Annotated in this window: 18 protein-coding genes; 15 read left to right on the top strand and 3 right to left on the bottom strand. The window is 61.0% G+C overall.

The genetic code is table 11. From position 1 onward, the window contains the following. Window positions 1-23 precede the first annotated feature (23 nt). Entirely contained in the window at window positions 24-1,793 is a 1,770-nt protein-coding gene (gene argS, locus O6760_RS24150) for an arginine--tRNA ligase (protein ID WP_269582204.1), read from the top strand. A 104-nt stretch (window positions 1,794-1,897) separates the two neighbouring features. Then, a complete protein-coding gene (locus O6760_RS24145) occupies window positions 1,898-4,324 on the top strand; it encodes an SPOR domain-containing protein (protein WP_269582203.1) in 2,427 nt (808 codons plus the stop codon). A 51-nt stretch (window positions 4,325-4,375) separates the two neighbouring features. Here the strand turns inward: O6760_RS24145 and O6760_RS24140 are convergent, their stop codons facing one another. Beyond that, on the bottom strand, window positions 4,376-5,293 hold the full coding sequence (locus O6760_RS24140; RefSeq protein ID WP_269582202.1) for a LysR family transcriptional regulator: 918 nt from the start codon (window positions 5,291-5,293) through the stop codon (window positions 4,376-4,378). 132 nt (window positions 5,294-5,425) lie between these two features. Here O6760_RS24140 and O6760_RS24135 point away from each other — a divergent pair, with 132 nt between their 5' ends. Then, the gene (locus tag O6760_RS24135) at window positions 5,426-6,349 is read left to right on the top strand and encodes a DMT family transporter (protein WP_269582201.1); all 924 of its coding nucleotides are present in this window, start codon (window positions 5,426-5,428) and stop codon (window positions 6,347-6,349) included. A gap of 7 nt (window positions 6,350-6,356) precedes the next feature. Here O6760_RS24135 and O6760_RS24130 read toward each other — a convergent pair whose 3' ends face one another. Next, entirely contained in the window at window positions 6,357-7,376 is a 1,020-nt protein-coding gene (locus O6760_RS24130; RefSeq protein WP_269582200.1) for an alpha/beta hydrolase, read from the bottom strand. Between the two features lie 118 nt (window positions 7,377-7,494). On the opposite strand from O6760_RS24130, the gene nagZ reads away from it, so the two are divergent. From nagZ to O6760_RS24075, 11 genes are all read left to right on the top strand, one after another. Further along, window positions 7,495-8,514 carry a beta-N-acetylhexosaminidase gene (gene nagZ, locus O6760_RS24125; RefSeq protein ID WP_269582199.1) on the top strand — a complete coding sequence of 340 codons (1,020 nt, stop codon included), beginning with the start codon at window positions 7,495-7,497 and terminating at the stop codon, window positions 8,512-8,514. 11 nt (window positions 8,515-8,525) lie between these two features. Next, window positions 8,526-9,365: a segregation and condensation protein A gene (locus tag O6760_RS24120; RefSeq protein ID WP_269582198.1), complete on the top strand. Its 840-nt coding sequence runs from the start codon at window positions 8,526-8,528 to the stop codon at window positions 9,363-9,365. A 1-nt stretch (window position 9,366) separates the two neighbouring features. Then, on the top strand, window positions 9,367-10,059 hold the full coding sequence (gene scpB, locus O6760_RS24115; protein ID WP_442969825.1) for an SMC-Scp complex subunit ScpB: 693 nt from the start codon (window positions 9,367-9,369) through the stop codon (window positions 10,057-10,059). Next, window positions 10,059-11,198 carry an ABC transporter ATP-binding protein gene (locus O6760_RS24110; protein ID WP_269582197.1) on the top strand — a complete coding sequence of 380 codons (1,140 nt, stop codon included), beginning with the start codon at window positions 10,059-10,061 and terminating at the stop codon, window positions 11,196-11,198. The genes scpB and O6760_RS24110 overlap by 1 nt, the downstream gene beginning before the upstream one ends. 129 nt (window positions 11,199-11,327) lie before the next feature. Beyond that, window positions 11,328-11,552 (top strand): twin-arginine translocase TatA/TatE family subunit, encoded by a 225-nt coding sequence (locus O6760_RS24105; protein WP_269582196.1) that lies wholly within the window; start codon window positions 11,328-11,330, stop codon window positions 11,550-11,552. 41 nt (window positions 11,553-11,593) lie between these two features. After that, entirely contained in the window at window positions 11,594-12,064 is a 471-nt protein-coding gene (gene tatB, locus O6760_RS24100; protein ID WP_269582195.1) for a Sec-independent protein translocase protein TatB, read from the top strand. Next, window positions 12,061-12,861, top strand: coding sequence for a twin-arginine translocase subunit TatC (tatC, locus tag O6760_RS24095; RefSeq protein WP_269582194.1), 801 nt, complete (start codon window positions 12,061-12,063; stop codon window positions 12,859-12,861). The genes tatB and tatC overlap by 4 nt, the downstream gene beginning before the upstream one ends. Before the next feature lie 70 nt (window positions 12,862-12,931). Next, window positions 12,932-14,212, top strand: a complete 1,281-nt coding sequence (serS, locus tag O6760_RS24090; RefSeq protein ID WP_269582193.1) for a serine--tRNA ligase — start codon at window positions 12,932-12,934, stop codon at window positions 14,210-14,212. A gap of 159 nt (window positions 14,213-14,371) precedes the next feature. Continuing rightward, window positions 14,372-15,130 (top strand): 5'/3'-nucleotidase SurE, encoded by a 759-nt coding sequence (surE, locus tag O6760_RS24085; protein WP_269582192.1) that lies wholly within the window; start codon window positions 14,372-14,374, stop codon window positions 15,128-15,130. 20 nt (window positions 15,131-15,150) lie between these two features. Next, entirely contained in the window at window positions 15,151-15,843 is a 693-nt protein-coding gene (locus O6760_RS24080; protein WP_269582191.1) for a protein-L-isoaspartate(D-aspartate) O-methyltransferase, read from the top strand. A gap of 239 nt (window positions 15,844-16,082) precedes the next feature. Next, window positions 16,083-17,492 carry a M23 family metallopeptidase gene (locus O6760_RS24075; protein WP_269582190.1) on the top strand — a complete coding sequence of 470 codons (1,410 nt, stop codon included), beginning with the start codon at window positions 16,083-16,085 and terminating at the stop codon, window positions 17,490-17,492. 54 nt (window positions 17,493-17,546) lie between these two features. Here the strand turns inward: O6760_RS24075 and O6760_RS24070 are convergent, their stop codons facing one another. Continuing rightward, the gene (locus tag O6760_RS24070) at window positions 17,547-18,419 is read right to left on the bottom strand and encodes an ATP-binding protein (protein ID WP_269582189.1); all 873 of its coding nucleotides are present in this window, start codon (window positions 18,417-18,419) and stop codon (window positions 17,547-17,549) included. 243 nt (window positions 18,420-18,662) lie between these two features. On the opposite strand from O6760_RS24070, the gene yajC reads away from it, so the two are divergent. Continuing rightward, window positions 18,663-18,998 carry a preprotein translocase subunit YajC gene (yajC, locus tag O6760_RS24065; protein ID WP_269582188.1) on the top strand — a complete coding sequence of 112 codons (336 nt, stop codon included), beginning with the start codon at window positions 18,663-18,665 and terminating at the stop codon, window positions 18,996-18,998. The last annotated feature ends 7 nt before the right edge of the window (window positions 18,999-19,005 follow it).

The raw sequence follows: 19,005 nt of genomic DNA, 5'->3' as shown, positions 1-19,005 counted from the left end.
TAGCCAAACCCGATCGGTGCTCGATGAATATCTTCGCGGACTTTACGCAGCGCGTTAAAAATATCCTTCAAGATCTTGATCTTAAAGACTCTGGCGGAAATGCTCCCGACCTTTCACGCGTCGTTGTCGAAGCCCCGCGCGATCCGGCCCATGGGGATCTGGCCACCAACGCGGCAATGGTTCTGGCGAAGCCGCTCGGCGTGAAGCCCAGGGACCTTGCCGAAAAGCTGGCGGCTCGCCTGAATGAAGACGGGGACATCACCGAAACAACGATTGCCGGGCCGGGTTTCATCAACATGCGCGTGGCGCCGGCCGTCTGGCAAAGGGTTGTGCTGGCCGTGCTGGAGCAGGGCGCCGAATTCGGTTCGATCAAGCAGAGCCCTGCGCCCAGGGTCAACGTCGAATATGTGTCCGCCAACCCGACTGGTCCGATGCATGTCGGGCACATCCGCGGAGCCGTTGTCGGCGACGCCCTGGCCAATCTGCTGGAATTCGCCGGCAACGAGGTGGTCAAGGAATATTACATCAACGATGCCGGGTCCCAGATCGATACGCTCGCCCGCAGTGCGTTCCTGAGATACAGGGAAGCACTTGGCGAAGACATCGGGGAAATCCCGTCGGGGCTCTATCCGGGCGACTACCTCAAACCGGTCGGCGCGCAGCTCAAGGCGGAATTCGGCGAGAGCCTGAAGGACAAGGACGAAACCGACTGGCTGCCGGTCGTCAAGGAGCGGGCCATCGCCGCCATGCTCGACCTGATCCGCGAGGATCTGGCCGCACTCGGCGTCAAGCATGAAGTGTTTTATTCGGAGAAAACGCTGCATGCGCGTGACGGCGCGAACGGCTCCAAGATCGACCACATGCTCGACACGCTCAGGGAAAAGGGCCTTGTCTACCAGGGCACGCTGCCGCCTCCCAAGGGACAGATGCCGGAAGACTGGGAAGACCGGGAACAGACCCTGTTCAAGGCCAGCGATTTTGGCGATGACACCGACCGTGCCCTGAAGAAGTCGGACGGGTCCTATACCTATTTTGCCGCCGACGTTGCCTATTTCCAGGACAAGTTCGAGCGTGGCTTCGACGAAACCATCTATGTGCTCGGCGCCGACCACGGCGGATATGCCAAGCGCCTGCAGGCGGTCGGCAAGGCCATTTCCGACGGAAAGACGGATGTCATCGTCAGGTTTTGCCAATTGGTGAAACTGATGCGCGACGGCGAGCCGGTCAAGATGTCCAAGCGGTCCGGTGATTTTATCACGTTGCGCGATGTCGTGGACGAGGTGGGAAGCGATGTCGTTCGTTACATGATGCTGTATCGCAAGAACGATGCCCCGCTCGACTTCGATTTCAAGAAGGTCACCGAGGAATCGAAGGACAATCCCGTCTATTACGTGCAGTACTGCCACGCGCGGCTTCGTTCCAACCTGCGCAAGGCGAAGGAAAAGTTCGCCGGGGAAGGATTCGAGGACACGGACCTGCAGGGCGCGGACCTGTCGCAGCTTTCCGACAGCGGAGAGATCGAGTTGATGGCCAAGCTGGCCGAGTGGCCCAAGACCGTCGCTGTTGCGGCCGAAACGCACGAACCGCACCGCGTTGCCTTTTATCTCTATGAACTAGCAACAGCGCTGAGCCGGCAATGGAACCGAGGCAAAGATCTGCCTCATTTACACTTTATTCAGTCCGGTAACTTGAAATTAACCCTAGCGCGTCTTGCTTTGGTTCGTGCAGTATCTTTGGTGCTTGTTTCAGGACTATCGATTCTCGGTGTGAATGCTCCTGAAGAAATGCGCTAGATTTTTCGTGGCTGCAAGAAACACAGTTTTGGTTTCCTAAAGGCCGAAGTGGACCGGTTTTCGTAAAGCTCATGTCACAAGACTACGAAACGAAAAGACCTGATTTGAGTGCCACCCGGGACGGGCCGGGCAACGGTTCACCTGCCGCGGAAGATCCGCTTGTGGAACTGGCGCGAATTGTCCACAAGAACAAGCAATCGGGGGCAAATGTGAGCAGTGGCCGCGTCGGCAGCACGGACTATTTCGCGGGATTGGAAGATGTCGCCGGAGATTCGGCGGAACCGGTTGGCGAACCCGCTCGCCGGGAGCCCGCCTTCACACCTGCACCGGTAGAAACCGCTCCGGCGGAAGCAAGGCTTGGCGATGATGCGCCGGAAACGTCTGTCACAGCGGCCGCACCGTCTGTCCAGCCTCTCGCAGAAAGCACAAGCGTCCTGAAGCCGGGCGGAGCGGGCAGGTCCTCGCATGTGTCATCCCTTTGGCCGGACATACAGACACCTGCAACCGAAATCGGGACGCGGGGAGAGGCGGCGGCCCCTGCCGGACCGAGCACGAACGAACCGGACCTATCAGCTGCAATCCGCGATGAGGTGTCGAGGACTTTCGAACCGGTTGCGGCCAACGACGCGACCGAACGGGCTCCCGAGCTTTCGGTTGACCTTGAACAGAACCTGACAGCTGAACTGGAAGACGAGTTGATCGGGGCCTTGCGTCAGTCGGTCGACGAAAACCAGCCGGCTGCGCCTGTCCCGGATGTGACGGTCGACGACGTTTTTACCCGGGACTTTAGCGAACCGGTCCGGGAGCAACCGTCCGTTTCGGCTCCTGCACCCTACCGGGTCGAACCGGAAACACCTTCAGAGAACGATCTTCGTTATGGCGTTTCGTCTCCCGCCGTGGAAAGTTTTGGCAGGGATACGTCGCCGGTCGGCCCGGTTATCTCTGCTCCGGACCGTTCGGCTGCGCCTGCTTCAGGTGCGATCCCTGTTGCATCGGCCCAGCCTGGAGACGGACATCCGGATCAACCGTTGGAACCGGCCCGGACTGCACCTGTGCAGCGTCCGAAAATTGACGAAAACGATCTCTTTGCAGCGTTGAACCCGGTACGGGAAAAGCCTGTTTCGAACCAGAGCCACATGCAGCCGGAGCAGACCGGCGACCCCGCAGGCATCGATGCCCTGTTTGCCGATCTGGATTTTCCGCCACCTGGAGATCGCAAGGCGGCTCCGGACGATACGCAAACTGCGGAAATCAGTGACCCATCTGGTGCTGCAGATATTGATGACATGACCTGGCCTGCAGCGGCCGCCGAAGTGCCGCGCACGGAGGAAGAGGAAACGCCTCCGCCGCCCGAGGGCTACGATCTCGACGCGGTTGCCCGGGCCATGCAGGAGAGCGACCCGAGCCTGACCGGGGCCGGTGTCTTGCCGCCACATTCGACCGCCGAGAAAAAGGCCGTTCCGCATGCCGGAAACAGGTCGCGTCGTGGCCTTTACGTCGCAGCCGGCGTCATGGGTGTCGCGGTGCTCGGCGCTGCGGGGTTCTTCCTGATCGACGGTGACGGGGTCGTTGTCCCCAGTGGTCCGCCTCCGGTGATCAGCGGGCTCCAGGAACCTCTGAAGATCTATCCGGAACAGAGCCAGGCACCGGCGGACAACCAGACTGCCAAGCTGGATTATTCCAGGGTCGATGGCTCGGGCACCTCCGGACCCGACAGGCTGGTCTTGCCTGAATCTCCGCAACCCGCCGAATTGCCGCCTGCACCCGCCGGCACCAGTGGCGGCGCCGATCTCGTGCCCGGCGCGCCCAAGCAGGTGCGGACCGTGATTGTCCGTCCCGACGGGAGTTTTGTAACGGAAGATGATCCTGCTCCGCCCGCGGCGAGCGCACCTTCTGCGCCTGTCACGGAGGCCCCTGCGCCGGCGAGCCCGGTTCCAGCGGCTCCGGCGCCGGCCACGGATACTGATGGGGCGCGTACAGTAACGACGACGCCTGTCGTGCCCGATGCGGGAAACCAGCAGCCAACCACTCCGGAGCCGGCTATAACCGAGACACCGGCTGTTGTGGCCGCGACCGAGGATCCGGCTGTCAGCGAACCGGCGCCTCCGGTGCCGACCGTTCTGCCACGCAAGAAACCGGAGGCGCCGGTCCGGGTCGCCAGCACGCCACCGGCCGCAACGGCTCCGGCAACGACGACCCGCAATGATGGGCCGTTGAACCTGACCCAGCAGCCGAGCGTGCCCGCGCAGACCGCTACGGGGGCGACCGGAACCATCGCATCGGGAACCTATATCGTTCAGGTGACGTCACAGCGATCGGCGGCCGCCGCCTCCGATGCTTATTCGGGCCTGCAACGTCGTTACCCGTCCATTCTCGGGAACCGCAACGCCGTAATCGTCTCTGCAAATGTCGAGGACCGCGGCGTGTTTTACCGGGCGCGGATTCCGACCACATCGCGCGACGAAGCCATATCGCTGTGTGAAAACCTCCAGGCCGCAGGTGGCGACTGTTTCGTCCGTCGGCAGCCCTGACATCCGCAAGTCCTGAAAAGGCCGTCGCCTCTCGGGCGGCGGTCCCGACGGCTACTCTGCGGCAACTGCCGGGCCTTCCTCTGGCAGTCCGGTGAGCAGGGGCGCCATCGACCGGTAGACGCAGGCGATCGCATCCATGGCGGTGCGTACGGCGGGTTCGCGTCGCAAATCCCTGTGAACAATGATGTGCTCTGCATTGGTCAGCTCTGCCAGCGGAGAGGTTAGCTGAACCAGATCCGGGTTCTGAACGCCCATGAACACCGGCAGCAGTGCCAATCCGGCGCCGGATGCCGTCATGTTCATCAAGGTGGTCATGGTGTTTGAACGCAACCGCGGTTGCGCGGGCAACCGGGTCTCCAGCCAGCGCATGTGCGATGGATACCAGAGATCGTCGGGGGCGAAGCCGAGCCACGAGCAGCACGTGTAGCGTTCCGCCGTGCGGGCGGCCGGGTTGTCCCTGACATAGGCCGCCGATCCATAGACGGCGTAGGCAAGATCGCCGATCTTCCTGGCAATCAGCGTGTCGGTTTCCGGCAGGCAGTTCCGGATTTGCAGTTCAATGCTGCGGGACTGGTGATTGACGTGCTGGTGGCTGGAAATCAATTCCAGTTCAACGCCGCCCAACAGGTTAGTCAATTCGGAAAACCGGTCGGTCAGCACACGCGCGCGAACCTCATCCACGGCAACCCTGACAACCTTCAGCGCCGAGCTCGGCAAGTCGGGCAGCACCCTTGCGGCCGCCTCGGCGTTTTTGCGCATGTCGTTCGCGAGCGGAATGAGACGCAGACCGGCCTCGGTCGGTTTCAGCCCGCTCGGCGTTCGATCGAACAGGCGGGCACCAATCCTGTCCTCGAAGGCCTTGAGCCTGCGGCTGAGTTGAGGCTGGCTGATATCCAGCGCCCGTGCGGCTCCGGAAAGGGAGCGCATGCGCGCGGCAGCATCGACCAGTTTCAGATCATCCCAATTCATGATGTTTCATATACCGAAATGCAGGAAAACCCGCAATGCTATGCGTATTTGCATGCCCCTCATGGGAATTTCCGGACTGCCGGCAGCCTCTTCAAGCTGTTATGAGGACCGTCCCCAAAGGAACCTTGCCTCATGAAAATCAACGCCGCACATCAAAAAACCGAGAACGTGGCATTGGCGCTTGTTCTCGCTCTTGCCGGGATGTCTGCCTTCACGCCGATATTCGCCGCAGGAAAGATTGCCGACGGCGTGCTGCCGGTTGCCGTGCTCGTGTGGCTGAGGTTCGTCGGCGGGGCCGTGACAATTCTGTCTGTTGCCGCGGTCCGACGCGTGCCCGTTTTCCTGCGGGCGAGCGCCCTGTGGAAGTTGCACCTCTTGCGCGCCTTTTGCGGTGTTGGGGGGCTCGGCTGTTCCATTTACGCCGCCAGCGTTTTGCCGCTGGCCGATGCGACGGCCATCGGCCTGATCAAGGGCATTTTCGCGATCGTCCTGGCCGGCCTGGTCCTGAAGGAGGTGGTCACCGGGCGCCACTGGGTCGCCGGCGGACTGTGCGCGCTTGGGGCCTATCTGGTCGTGCGCGCCGCAGAAAGCGGAACAGGTTACGGTGATCTTGCCGTTGCGGGTGTTGCTGCAGCCCTGATGGGCGCGTTGTTCATGGCCTGCGAGGCGCTGATCATGCGCTATGTCGCACAAAGGGAAGACACGATCACAATCCTCGCCTGCGTGAACCTGTTCGCGGCGGTCATCCTGACCGGGCCGGTGCTCTGGCTGATCGTTTCTCAGGAGATATCCTGGTCAGACCTCATGCTCTTTGCCTGGATGGGCCCGCTGGCGATCGTCGGACAGTCACTCAACCTGTCGGCCTACCGCCGCGCCGGAGCCGCGACCTTGGCGCCGGTTTACTATGGGTCAGTGATTTTTTCGGCACTTTTCGGATACGTCGTCTGGAGCGAAGTCCCGGCACCCATCGCCGTGGCGGGAGCGCTCCTGATCATCGCCGGCGGCGCTGTCCTGACCATTCCAAACCCGTTTCGCAGGACACGACGGACCTGTTGACTAACTGTCAGTCTTCGGACAGGAGCCGGTTGACGAGAAAGGGAAGGCTCTCGTCCAGCCGGTAATCGATGGACGAATGATTGTCCGGAAATTCCCTGTAAATATGCGCGACACCGGCCGCCTCCAGCTTTCCGTGCATGCGGCGCGCGCCGTAGACCAGGTTGTACTGGTCGACGTCGCCGCACTCGATCCACAGTCCCTTGAGGCTCTTGAGCGCGTCGACATGGTCGTCGACGATCCGTACCGGGTCCCAGGCAAGCCACGCATCCCAGCGTTCCTCGATGATTTCGCACGTCTGGGGGTCGACGGGCAGCCTGATGCCGCAGAACACATCGGGATCCGGGTCAGGGTCATAGGTCGCGGCCATGGCGAAGGTCATCAGGTCGTGAAGGGCGTTGCCGGGGTATTTCGGTCCTCGTTCGAAATCCTTGACGAAGGCCTCGATCGAACCTGCCTTCTCAATCGAGCGCAAGGCGCTCGGCATTTCCGGCAGGTAGCAGAGTTCGAATGCCATGTCGCCGGAATGACACGCGGCTGCCGACCAGATGTCGGAGTGTTGCATGGCATGTATGAGGGCGCCGTAGCCGCCGGAGGATTTGCCAAAGATGCCGCGTTTGCCGTTGCCGCCGCATTTGAAGCGGCTTTCCACATCTTCCAGCATCTCGGTGGTCAGCCATGTCGCCCAGGGACCCATCACGTCGCTGTCGACATACTGGTTGCCGCCGAGACGCGTGAAACAGTCCGGAAAGGCGACGACGACCGGCGGCAATTCGCCGTCATGAATGAGACGGTCCAGTCTTTCGGGGATATTTTCGCCGAAATTCTTCCAGTTGACATGTGCGGGGCCACCGGCCGTGAAACCGACGATGTCCACCAGGAGCGGCAGACCGCTGCCGTCATGACCGTGAGGCGTATAGACGACGATCTCGCGCGTTGCCGTGTCACCGAGCCGGTTGCGACCGAGTATTTCGGACCGGTGGGAGAACCTGTGCAGGCTTCCGGTGGGAATGTCGAGACGCGCACGCATGGAAGGCTCCGATCAGGTCTGGGTCTTGAGGCAATTAGAAAGCAAGTTCACAGCCCAGGCGCAAGTGTCCGGGTCTGACTTTCTTGACGGGTCACCACGTGGCGGCTAAGCCGGTTTCATGACCAAAGCCTTTGTCACCGGTTGTGCCGGACCGCGCCTGAGCGCAGACGAATTTTCCTTCATGAGGGCAGAAAGACCCTGGGGATTGATCCTGTTTGCCAGGAATATCGAAACTCCGGACCAGGTCGTCGACCTGACAAACACCTTCCGCGACGCCGTGGGCCGCGATGATGCGCCCGTTCTGGTCGACCAGGAGGGAGGCAGGGTCCAGAGGCTCAGACCGCCACAATGGCGCAAATACCCTGCGCCTGGGCTATATGGCGACCTTCATGACAGGGAACCCGATGCGGGGAAACGGGCAGCATGGCTGGGGGCACGCCTGATTGCGGAAGACTTGCGTTGCGTGGGAATCACCATTGATTGCCTGCCATGCCTTGATGTCCGGTTTCCCGATACGGTAGATGCCATCGGCGACCGTGCCTTCTCACAGAACCCGGACACGGTCGCCCAACTTGGGCAGGCCATGGTGGACGGTGCCCTTGCCGGTGGTGTGCTGCCGGTGATCAAGCACATTCCGGGCCACGGAAGGGCGCGCGTCGACAGCCATCTGGTGCTTCCGAGGGTCGAAGCAGACCATTCTTCTCTGGAAAGCGTGGATTTCCGCCCATTCAAGGCGCTTTCCCACGTGTCATTGGGGATGACAGCCCATATTGTATACGAAGGGATCGATGCGCAAACGGCATGCACCCAGAGCACGAAGGTCATCGGAGAGATCATAAGAGGCGAGATAGGCTTCGAGGGGTGCCTGATGAGCGATGATATCTCGATGAAGGCACTTGGCGGCGGTTTCGGGGAGCGGGCGCACAAGATCATCGAGGCCGGCTGCGACATTGTCCTGCACTGCAATGGCGACATGGCGGAAATGCGCGCTGTCGCCGCAGCCGTGCCTGAGCTGTCCGGCAAGGCAAAAAGCCGCTGCGACAGGGCGCTGCAAGGGTTGCAGACGCCGAATGGGGACTTTGACGGTCAGGCGGCCTGGGAGGAATTCCGGACCCTGACCGGTTGGCAAGGTGTTTGACCGGAGCGTTCATGAGCGAACTGGAAGGGAACAAACAGATCACCGAGGAAAGCTCCTTTGACCTGCTGACCTCGGTCAGTTCCATGGAGGACCGTACCAGCTCCGATCCGCAACTTGTTGTCGATGTGGAGGGGTTCGAGGGGCCTCTTGACCTGTTGCTCGGCCTGGCGCGGACCCAGAAGGTCGATCTGGCCCGGATATCCATTCTGGAACTTGTTGAACAATATCTTGAATTCGTGGCCGAGGCCCGTCGCATGCGCCTGGAACTGGCGGCGGATTACCTTGTCATGGCGGCTTGGCTGGCATTCCTCAAATCGAAGCTTCTCCTGCCCGAGCAAAGGGACGAGGACGAGCCGACGGGCGAGGAACTGGCCGCTGCGCTGGCGTTCAGGCTCCGCCGCCTGGAAGCAATGCGCGAGGTTTCCGAAAGACTGCTGGCTCGAAACAGGCAGGGCAGGGACGTGTTCCACCGTGGGGAGCCGGAAACCATGTCCGTGGAGCACAAGAGCATCTGGGAAGCATCCGTCTATGATCTCCTGTCGGCGTATGCGACCCAGAGACAACGCCAGTCGGTGACATCCGTCAGGGTGCTCAGGCGAACGGTCTGGTCTCTGCAGGAGGCACGCGAGCTTCTGACCAAACTGGTCGGGCGGGTGAGCGAGTGGGCCCCTTTGAACGCCTATCTCCGGGACTACCTTTACGACAACAAGGACTGGGCAACGATCGTTGCCAGCACATTTTCCGCAAGCCTGGAAATGGTACGCGAGGGCCAGGTCGAGATCCGGCAGGGTGAACCGTTCTCGCCGGTCTATATCCGCTCGATAGCCAAGGAGCAGGACCAGGGTGTCTGAGATGGATCTTTATGAAGACGTGCCGGATGAAATGCACGAACGCACCGCAGGAACGGACTTGTCGGGGCTGCGAATGGTCGAAGCCCTGTTGTTTGCCTCGGCCGATCCCCTGTCTCTTGAGGAACTGACCCTTCGGCTGCCGGACAACACGGATGTCCTGGGACTGCTGGAAGAACTGCAGCGGATGTATGCGCCGCGCGGCGTCAATCTGGTGCGGGTTGCGGGAAAATGGTGTTTCCGCACGGCGGAAGATCTGGCGTTTCTGATGCAGCGCAATGTCGAGGAGCAGCGCAAGCTGTCCCGTGCGGCGCTGGAGACCTTGGCGATCATTGCCTATCACCAGCCGGTGACCAGGGCTGAAATCGAGGAAATTCGCGGTGTGTCGACCTCGAAGGGTACCCTCGATGTCCTGCTGGAAACGACATGGATCCGGATGCGGGGCCGCCGGCGAACGCCGGGTCGGCCCGTCACCTATGGAACGACGGAGCAGTTCATGGTCCATTTCGGGCTGGACAGCATCAAGGATCTGCCCGGGCTGGAGGAGCTGAAAGGTGCCGGATTGCTCGACAGTGCCGTTCCGGCGTCCTTCCTTGTGCCGACACCAAATGACGACTCGGCATTGACGGAGGAGGAGGATCCTCTAGAAGACGGTTCTCTGTTTGACGAAGATGCGGACGATCCCGCCGGAGCCTGATGCCAGACCACGACAAGATGAGCAATTCCGATGGCTCCGGTCATCCGTTGCGCTGGGGCGCGCCGGGAACCGCCGGTGCGACGATCGCTGCCGGTCTCGTTTTTGAAAATGTTTCGCACGATTATGACGGCGTCGCATCCGTCCGGGATCTGAGTCTGTCGATTGCTCCCGGTGAGATCCTGTGCCTGCTCGGTCATTCGGGCTGCGGCAAGACAACGCTCATGCGCATTGCGGCGGGCGTTGAGCGGCAGAGGCGCGGCCGGGTGCTGATCAACGGCCGGAACATTGCCGACGACACCACCTTCCTTCCGCCGGAAAAGCGCGGTGTCGGCCTGATGTTTCAGGACTATGCCCTGTTTCCGCATATGAGCATTCTGTCCAATGTCATGTTCGGTCTGACCGGCATGCCGAAAAAGGAAGCGAGGGCGGCGGCGCTCAGCGCGCTCGGTCGCGTGGGTCTTGCAGATTATGCGGCGGACTATCCCCATGCCCTGTCCGGCGGCGAACAGCAGCGGGTCGCGCTGGCACGTGCGCTGGTTCCCCGGCCGGGAATTCTTTTGATGGACGAGCCCTTTTCCGGTCTCGACAAGCGCCTGCGAGACAATGTGCGCGACGAGACCCTGGCCGTGATCCGCGAAACGCGGGCCACATGCATCATAGTGACCCATGACCCGGAGGAGGCGATGCGCATGGGCGACCGGATCGCCCTGATGCGGCGCGGCAGGCTCTTGCAGCATGGCACCGCGGCCGACCTGTACAAGGAACCGGTCGACCTGTTCGCGGCACGGTTCTTCTCCGAACTGAACCAGCTTGAAGGTCTGGTCACGGGAGCCGGCGTTGAAACACCGGTCGGTGTGCTGGATGCCGCGGGTCTTGCGCCCGGTCAGCCGGTCGATGTCTGTGTCCGCCCCCAGGGCGTGATCGTGAACACGGCCGGGCTGTGTGGCGTACCGGGACGGGTTCGTTCCAAACGGTTTGTCGGAGAGGTCGATCTGCTCTCCATCGCAATCGACGGTCTCGACACGCCGCTGCAGGCGAGGGTGCGTGCCGGAAGCCCGTGGGAACGCGGAATGGACGTTGCGGTAACGACTGATCCGAAAGACGTGCTTGTTTTTCCGAGGCACGAGGCCCAGTTTTAGGTTAGAACGGCCCGTTCATCATTCCGGACGAAAGGTTCGAAATGATGATGTCAGGCATGTTGCAGGGAGGAAGCCCTTTTTGTTAGAAGGGCTCAACGGCTTTAAAGCCAATTATCAGGAGTTTGGCGTATGGGCATTAGTATCTGGCAGATCTTGATCATCGCAGTGGTGGTGGTTCTGCTGTTCGGACGTGGCAAGATTTCCGACCTCATGGGTGACGTTGCCAAGGGAATCAAGAGCTTCAAGAAGGGCATGGCCGAAGACGACACAGCCGACTCCGCGAAGACGATCGATCATCAGGCAAGCGAATCGGCACCGTCCGCAAAAGCTGAAGATCAGACCAAAGCGAGCTGATCTCAATCTGCATCGCGTCTCCTTAAGGGACGGAACATCACATGTTCGATATCGGCTGGACCGAACTCTTGGTGATCGCCTCGGTGGCGATCATCGTTGTGGGGCCAAAAGACCTGCCGCGCATGCTGCGCACGCTTGGGCAGACGATGGGAAAGATGCGGCGCATGTCGCGGGAATTCCAGTCGACCTTCAATGATGCCCTGCGCGAAGCGGAGCAGCAGGCCGACATTGCCGACATGAAGAAGCAGGTTGAAGATGTCGGCAACTTCAATCCTCTCGGCGATCTGAAGAAGTCGATCGAGGAGGATGGGGAAAAGAAGAAGGTCGTCGGCAAGAAGCCGGAGCGGCCGCTTCCGTCCAAACCGGCCAAGGAATCCGAGGCCGAAGCGTCTCCGGAACCTGAAAAGAACGAGACAAGCGCCCCGGAAAGGGCGCCTGATGCTGACGCAGTACCGGCCGATCCAGAAACCAGACCGGACACCCGGCCCGTGACGGAAGAAGCAAAAGCATGAGTCAGGATGAAATCGACGCCTCCAAGGCGCCCCTGATCGAACACCTGATCGAATTGCGCCAGAGGCTGATGTGGTCGATTGCCGCGATTCTGGTGATGTTTGTCGTGTGTTTCTACTTCGCAACCGACATCTACAACATCCTCACCGTGCCCTATCTCAGGGCCGCGCCGGATCCCGACGCGGTGCAGATGATCTTCACAGCGCCACAGGAATGGTTCTTCACCCAGCTGAAACTGGCGCTTTTTGGCGCCCTGTTCCTGGCTTTCCCGGTTGTTGCCAGCCAGATCTACATGTTCGTGGCGCCGGGCCTCTACAAGAACGAACGCGGGGCTTTCCTGCCGTTTCTGGTTGCGACGCCGATCCTGTTCCTGATCGGTGCCTGCCTGGTCTATTTCCTGGTCATGCCGATGGCGATGGGCTTTTTCCTGTCCCAGGAACAGCTGGCCGGGCAGGGCAAGGTCGCGATTCAGCACCTTGCCAAGGTGAGCGAATATCTCGGCCTGATCATGATCCTGATCTTCGCCTTCGGCCTCGTTTTCCAGTTGCCGGTCGTTCTGACCCTTCTGGGCCGTGCCGGCCTGGTGTCAGCGGACGGGCTGAAGTCCAAGCGCAAATATGCGATTGTCGGGGCCTTCGCCGCTGCTGCAATTTTGACACCCCCGGACCCGATCTCGCAGATCGGTCTTGCGCTGCCAACGCTGCTTCTCTACGAAGTCTCCATTCTGTCTGTCAGACTGGTGGAGCGGCAGCGCGCCGAGCGGGAAGCCGCGCGCGAAGCGGAAGACGCGGCGGCCTGATCGCGGCAAGCAATCGCTCTCCGGACGACAGACGAATGCAACAGCAACGACCGTCGTTCGGGAAGCGAAGATGTTTGATATTAGATGGATCCGGGAAAACCCCGACGCTTTTGACCAGGCCCTGGCAAAGCGGGGCTTTGAAGCCTCCGCGGCCAAGCTGATTGCGCTCGACGATTCCCGCCGCTCCCATATCACCAGACTTCAGGAAGCCCAGGAACGGCGCAATGCCGCCTCCAAGGAAATCGGCAAGGCCAAGGGCGCGGGCGACGATGCGCGCGCCCAGGAACTGATTGACGAAGTCGCCCAGATCAAGGCCTTCATCCAGTCGGGCGAAGAGCAAGAGCGCAAGCTGATCGCCGATCTTGAATCGGCCATGGCCGTGATCCCCAACCTGCCGCATGACGATGTGCCGGAAGGGGCGGACGAGGCCGACAACGTGCTTCTGAAGACCCATGGAGACAAGCCCGCATTCACCTTCAATGAGGCGCCGAAGGAGCATTTCGAACTCGGTGAAGCCCTCGGCGACATGGATTTCGCGGCCGCCGCCAGGCTATCCGGTTCGCGCTTTGTCGTGCTGAAGGGCCAGATCGCGCGGCTTGAGCGGGCACTTGGCCAGTTCATGGTCGACCTGCACACACAGGAAAACGGCTACACGGAAGTGTCGCCGCCTCTGCTGGTGCATGGCGATCCGCTCTACGGCACCGGCCAGCTGCCAAAATTCGGCGAGGACCTGTTCAAGACAACCACGGATCACTATCTGATCCCGACCGCGGAAGTTCCCCTGACCAATCTGGTCGCCGGCGAAATGCTGGGCGAGGACCAGTTGCCCATGCGGGTCACCGCCCTGACGTATTGTTTCCGGTCCGAGGCCGGGTCCGCCGGGCGGGACACGCGCGGCATGCTGCGCCAGCACCAGTTCCTGAAATGTGAGCTGGTGTCTGTCACGAAGCCCGAGGACTCGCTTGGTGAACTGGAACGCATGCTTGGATGCGCGGAACTGGTGCTGCAAAAACTCGGCCTGCATTATCGTGTCATGACGCTGTGTACCGGTGACATGGGCTTTGGCGCGCGCAAGACCTATGACATCGAGGTCTGGTTGCCGGGGCAGGACACCTACCGGGAAATCTCGTCCTGTTCGGTCTGCGGCGACTTCCAGGCTCGGCGCATGAATGCGCGTTACCGCCCGGCCGACGCAAAGAACCCGGTTCACGTTCACACGCTCAACGGATCGGGAATTGCCGTTGGCCGTGCCCTGATCGCGGTCCTTGAGAACTACCAGAACGGCGATGGCACCATCACCGTGCCGGAAGTCCTGCGGCCCTACATGGGCGGTCGGGAAAAGATCGGCTGACCACTGCCGGGCGCGCCGGCGCCCGGCTCCAGGTCGGACAACCCGGTTGCTAAGGGCGGCGATCCGAAAAACTTGCCGCCCTTTTTTCTTCAGCTTTGACGATTGTGTGCACACCGCAGCACCGAACCATCGTCCCAATTTTCTTGGAGCAGGCCGAACATGCGCATTCTGATTACCAATGACGACGGCATTCATTCGCCGGGTCTTGCTGTCCTTGAATCCATCGCCAGGACGTTGTCCGAAGACGTCTGGGTGATTGCACCGGAAACCGACCAGAGCGGCGTCGCCCATTCCCTCACGTTGAGCGATCCGCTTCGCCTGAGGCGCATAGACGAACGTCACTTCGCGCTGAAGGGGACGCCGACCGATTGCGTGATCATGGGAGTTCGCAAGGTTCTTCCGGACTTGCCGGACCTTGTTCTGTCGGGGATCAACAGGGGCCAGAACCTGGCAGAGGACGTCACCTATTCCGGAACCGTCGCCGGGGCGATGGAGGCGGCGATACTCGGCATCCGGTCAATCGCCGTTTCCCAGGCCTATAACTGGGATGTCAGAGCGGAGCCGGACTTCTCGACAGCAGAAACACATGCTCCGGACTTGTTCAGGAAACTGATTGGCTTCGACTTGCCTCCCTACACACTCCTGAATGTCAATTTTCCGGCCTGTTCGGCGGAAGAGGTCAAGGGCGTGAAAGTCACGGTTCAAGGCCATCATGAGCAAAGCGGGCTCTCGATCGATGAGCGGCAGGACGGACGCGGTTATCCGTATTACTGGCTGCGCTTTCAGGACCGCGGAAAATCGGTGCTTGATAATTCGGACCTGCAGGCGATTGCCGATGGATATGTCTCTGTTTCACCGCTACGCATAGATCTGACGGCCCACGATCTGGTAACACAACTGGCGGGGGCGCTTCAGTAATCCCGAGCGGGGAGCAACAGATGGCCGGCCAGACGCCCGAAGGAGACGACGGGGCAGGATCCACAGGATTGCCGGACGAAGCCGAAGCACGCGCGGCACTGGTGCTGGCGCTGAGGCGGCGGGGGGTCGGAGCGCGCGATGTTCTCGCAGCCATTGAGCGCGTGCCGAGGCGCTTGTTCCTGCCGGCAAGACATCATGGGCTTGCCTACGAAGATACGGCGCTGCCCATCGAGTGCGGGCAGACGATCACGGCGCCGTCCCTTGTCGCTTTTGCGGTTCAGGCCCTCGGGCTTTCGAAAGACCATGCGGTTCTGGAAATTGGAACGGGTTCAGGGTACCAGGCCGCGATCATGGGGCATCTTGCTGCGCGGGTGGAAACGCTCGACAGGTTTTCAACGCTCACGACCCTGGCGACCCGGCGTTTCGAGGCGCTCAGGCTTGAAAGTGTCAGGGCCCGTCAGTCGGACGGCCTCGAGGGGTTCAAGCAGAAGGGGCCGTTCGACCGGATCATCGTCACCGCTGCGGTTGAGTCGATTCCGGACTGCTGGGTTCAGCAGCTAAAGCCCGGCGGCCTGCTGATCGCGCCCGTTGGCCAAATGAATCAGGTGCAATCCCTGATCAAATTCCAAAAGACAGAAGGTATCATGACCGCCGAAACGCTGATGCAGGTGCGCACGGTGATGCTGCAGGCAGGTCTTGCAAAGAAGCTTTGAATCCGGCCATTTGACCGATTCTGTCATGAGAATCGAATTGTTGCGCGACCAGGGCGATATGGGCGCTTATTTACTATAATCAGCCGGCAGGCGGGTTAAGCCGCGACCTTCAATACTGAAAAATCCGGGTTTTTCGGGAATTCGTTTCACCGCCTTTAGCCTTTATAAACCTTACTGCCGTCTACTCTTAACCATATCAGCCATAGTTAGCGGTTAGAGTTAAGGCGATGAAAAAGCGGATGCGTACCCTCCGCAGGGATCTGATGGGCAAGGTGGCCACGGTAGCACTTGTAGCTGCGGCCCTTGCAGGATGTTCCAGCGCGACGGAACGGTTTGGGGAACCTCCCTATTATACCGGCAACACCCAGAATCAGCGCGATATACTGAACGGCTCCGTGCGGCAGCCGACCTATCAGGATATTGCCAACGGTCCGGGAGGGACTCCGGCCGGATTGCCTCCGTCCTCATCGGAACCGTTGACCACCGCCTCTGTTCCCAAGTCGACGCCCCGGATCCAGTCGGCGCCATTGCCCGCGGTCCCGGCCGCGAGTGCCGCGCCGGTGAAGGCGTCCCCGGTTGCGACATTGCCGGCACCTGAAGTGTCTCAGGAGGCCCGAAGCTGGAAAGGCTGGACCTCGGCTGGCGGGACACGCGTACAACTCCGCCAGGGTGACAACCTCAATTCCGTTGCCCGCCGCTATGGCGTTCCTATTCAGGCATTGGTCGCGGTAAACGGAATAGACGACCCGTCAAAGGTCCGCCCAGGTCAAAGCGTCGTTATTCCGACCTACGTTTATTCGGACCGGAACGGGCATGCCAGCACGACCGAAGGCGAGAACGGACGGGTCAAGCTTCCCAGGGTTTCGGCAGGCGACAGGGTGGTCACCGGCTCGATCCCGTCATCGGCCCGCAACATGCCGCGCCCGGATGCCAAACCTGCCGGGCAGCCCAGTTTTGCCGACATCAGCCGCGGCGAGGTCGCATCGGACACTGTCAGGATCGCGCGTGTCAGCACCTTGCCGAAACGCAAGCCCGGCACCTCTTCGCGCCCGCTGACCACGGCGTCGATCTCTTCCGGCACACCTTCGTCCGACGTGCCGGCGCCGCGCCGGCAACCGAAGGCGCCGGCTGCCCAGGTCGCCGCAGCTCCGTCCGGAACGGTTGAAAAGGGCAGCTTGCCTCAGCCGGCCCTGACCAAGGAGGCCCGTCCGACAGCACCGATCAAGACCCCGACCACTGTCGCGAGCGTGCGCGAAGACGACGTCAGCACCGAACAGTTCCGCTGGCCGGTCCGCGGCCGCATCATTTCCGACTTCGGCGCCAAGCCTGGCGGCGGCCGAAACGAAGGTGTCAACCTGGCGGTGCCGGAAGGAACGGCGGTTCATGCCGCGGATGATGGCACGGTCATCTATTCCGGAAACGAGCTGAAAGGCTACGGCAACCTCATTCTCGTGCGCCACAGCGACGGCTGGGTGTCCGCCTATGCGCATAACAGCGAGTTGAAGGTCAAGCGCGGGGACACGATCCGGAGGGGCGACGTCGTTGCACTCGCGGGTGCGACCGGCTCCGTCAACCAGCCCCAGGTTCATTTCGAGCTGCGCAAGGGCAACAAGCCGGTCGATCCGCTGAAACACCTGCCGCAGCGCTGATCCAGCCTATTAAGTGTATGAAAGAAAACCCGGCCTCGTGCCGGGTTTTCTTGTTCAGGGAAGTTGCTTGCCGAGACGCCCCGCAAGGTCCTGGATGAACTGATAGGCCACGCGGCCCGAGCGGCTGCCGCGGGTGGTTGCCCATTCCAGAGCCTGCGCGCGCAAGTCTTCTTCCGGGATAGCGAGCCCGAAATGGGCAGTGTAGCCACGCACCATGTCGAGATAGTCGTCCTGGCTGCATTTGTGAAAGCCGAGCCAGAGGCCGAACCGGTCTGAAAGGGAGACCTTTTCCTCCACAGCTTCCGCCGGATTGATCGCGGTCGAGCGTTCGTTCTCGATCATGTCCCGGGGCAAAAGGTGGCGCCGGTTGGAGGTCGCATAGAAGATGACATTCTCCGGCCGTCCTTCAATCCCACCTTCCAGGACCGCTTTCAACGATTTGTAGGACGTGTCGTCATTGTCGAAGCTGAGGTCGTCGCAAAAGACGATGAACCGGAAGGGAGCGGACCGGATGGCTGCCATCAGTTTTGGCAGGGACTCGATATCTTCGCGGTGAATTTCGATCAGCTTCACGTCACTCGTACCGGCTTCCAGGTTGACGGCGGCATGGGCCGCCTTGACCAGCGACGATTTTCCCATGCCGCGCGCGCCCCACAAGAGCGCATTGTTGGCAGGCAGCCCCTTTGCGAAGCGTCTTGTGTTGTCGAGCAGGAGATCGCGGACATGGCCGACCGCGCAAAGCAGCGTGATATCGACGCGGTTCACCTTCTCGACTGCCTGGAGTTCGCCCGGCTCGGGCACCCAGACGAACGCCTCGGCGGCCCGCCAGTCCGGAGCCTTGGCGGCGGCGGGCACGGCCCGGCCGATCAGCTCGATCAGGGAATCGAGTTTGGCATTCAAGGTGGCGATGTCGTTTTGCGCGCTCATTCTTCTTGCAAGCCCTGTCAAAAAGGCCCATGTCAGGCCCTGAGTTAAGTGGAGGCAGGAGTAACACGGTCAAGGAATCGCGAAAACGCCAGTTATTCCCATACCGGTACGCTGGAAACTGCTTGCAAAGCTTGAAATGAGACGCGCCGCCGTTATAGTCCGCGCGACCAGAACGAGAGCGTTTTTCCCGGTTGCCAGAAAATGGAGGACCGGATGACGAAGGCGCCCCCTTAGGAGTAGTAAATGTTCATCACCCCAGCCTATGCACAGGCAGCCGGTCCGGCAGGGACCTCCGGTTTCCTGATCCAGATTCTGCCGTTCGTGGCAATTTTCGCCATCATGTATTTCCTGATCATCCGGCCGCAGCGCCAGCGGATGAAACAGCACCAGGAACTTGTGGCCAACCTGCGCCGCGGCGACACCATCGTGACCACCGGCGGTCTCATCGGCAAGGTCGCCAAGGTCGTCGATGACGGCGAGATCCAGGTGGAACTCGGTGAGGGTGTGAAGGTACGCGTGGTCCGCTCCATGGTATCGGAAGTGCGCTCCAAGACCGAACCGGCCAAGGACAACGGCTGATTTCCAA

The organism is Roseibium sp. Sym1 (assembly GCF_027359675.1).
Classification (GTDB): domain Bacteria; phylum Pseudomonadota; class Alphaproteobacteria; order Rhizobiales; family Stappiaceae; genus Roseibium.
This window is presented reverse-complemented; position numbering and strand designations above follow the sequence as displayed.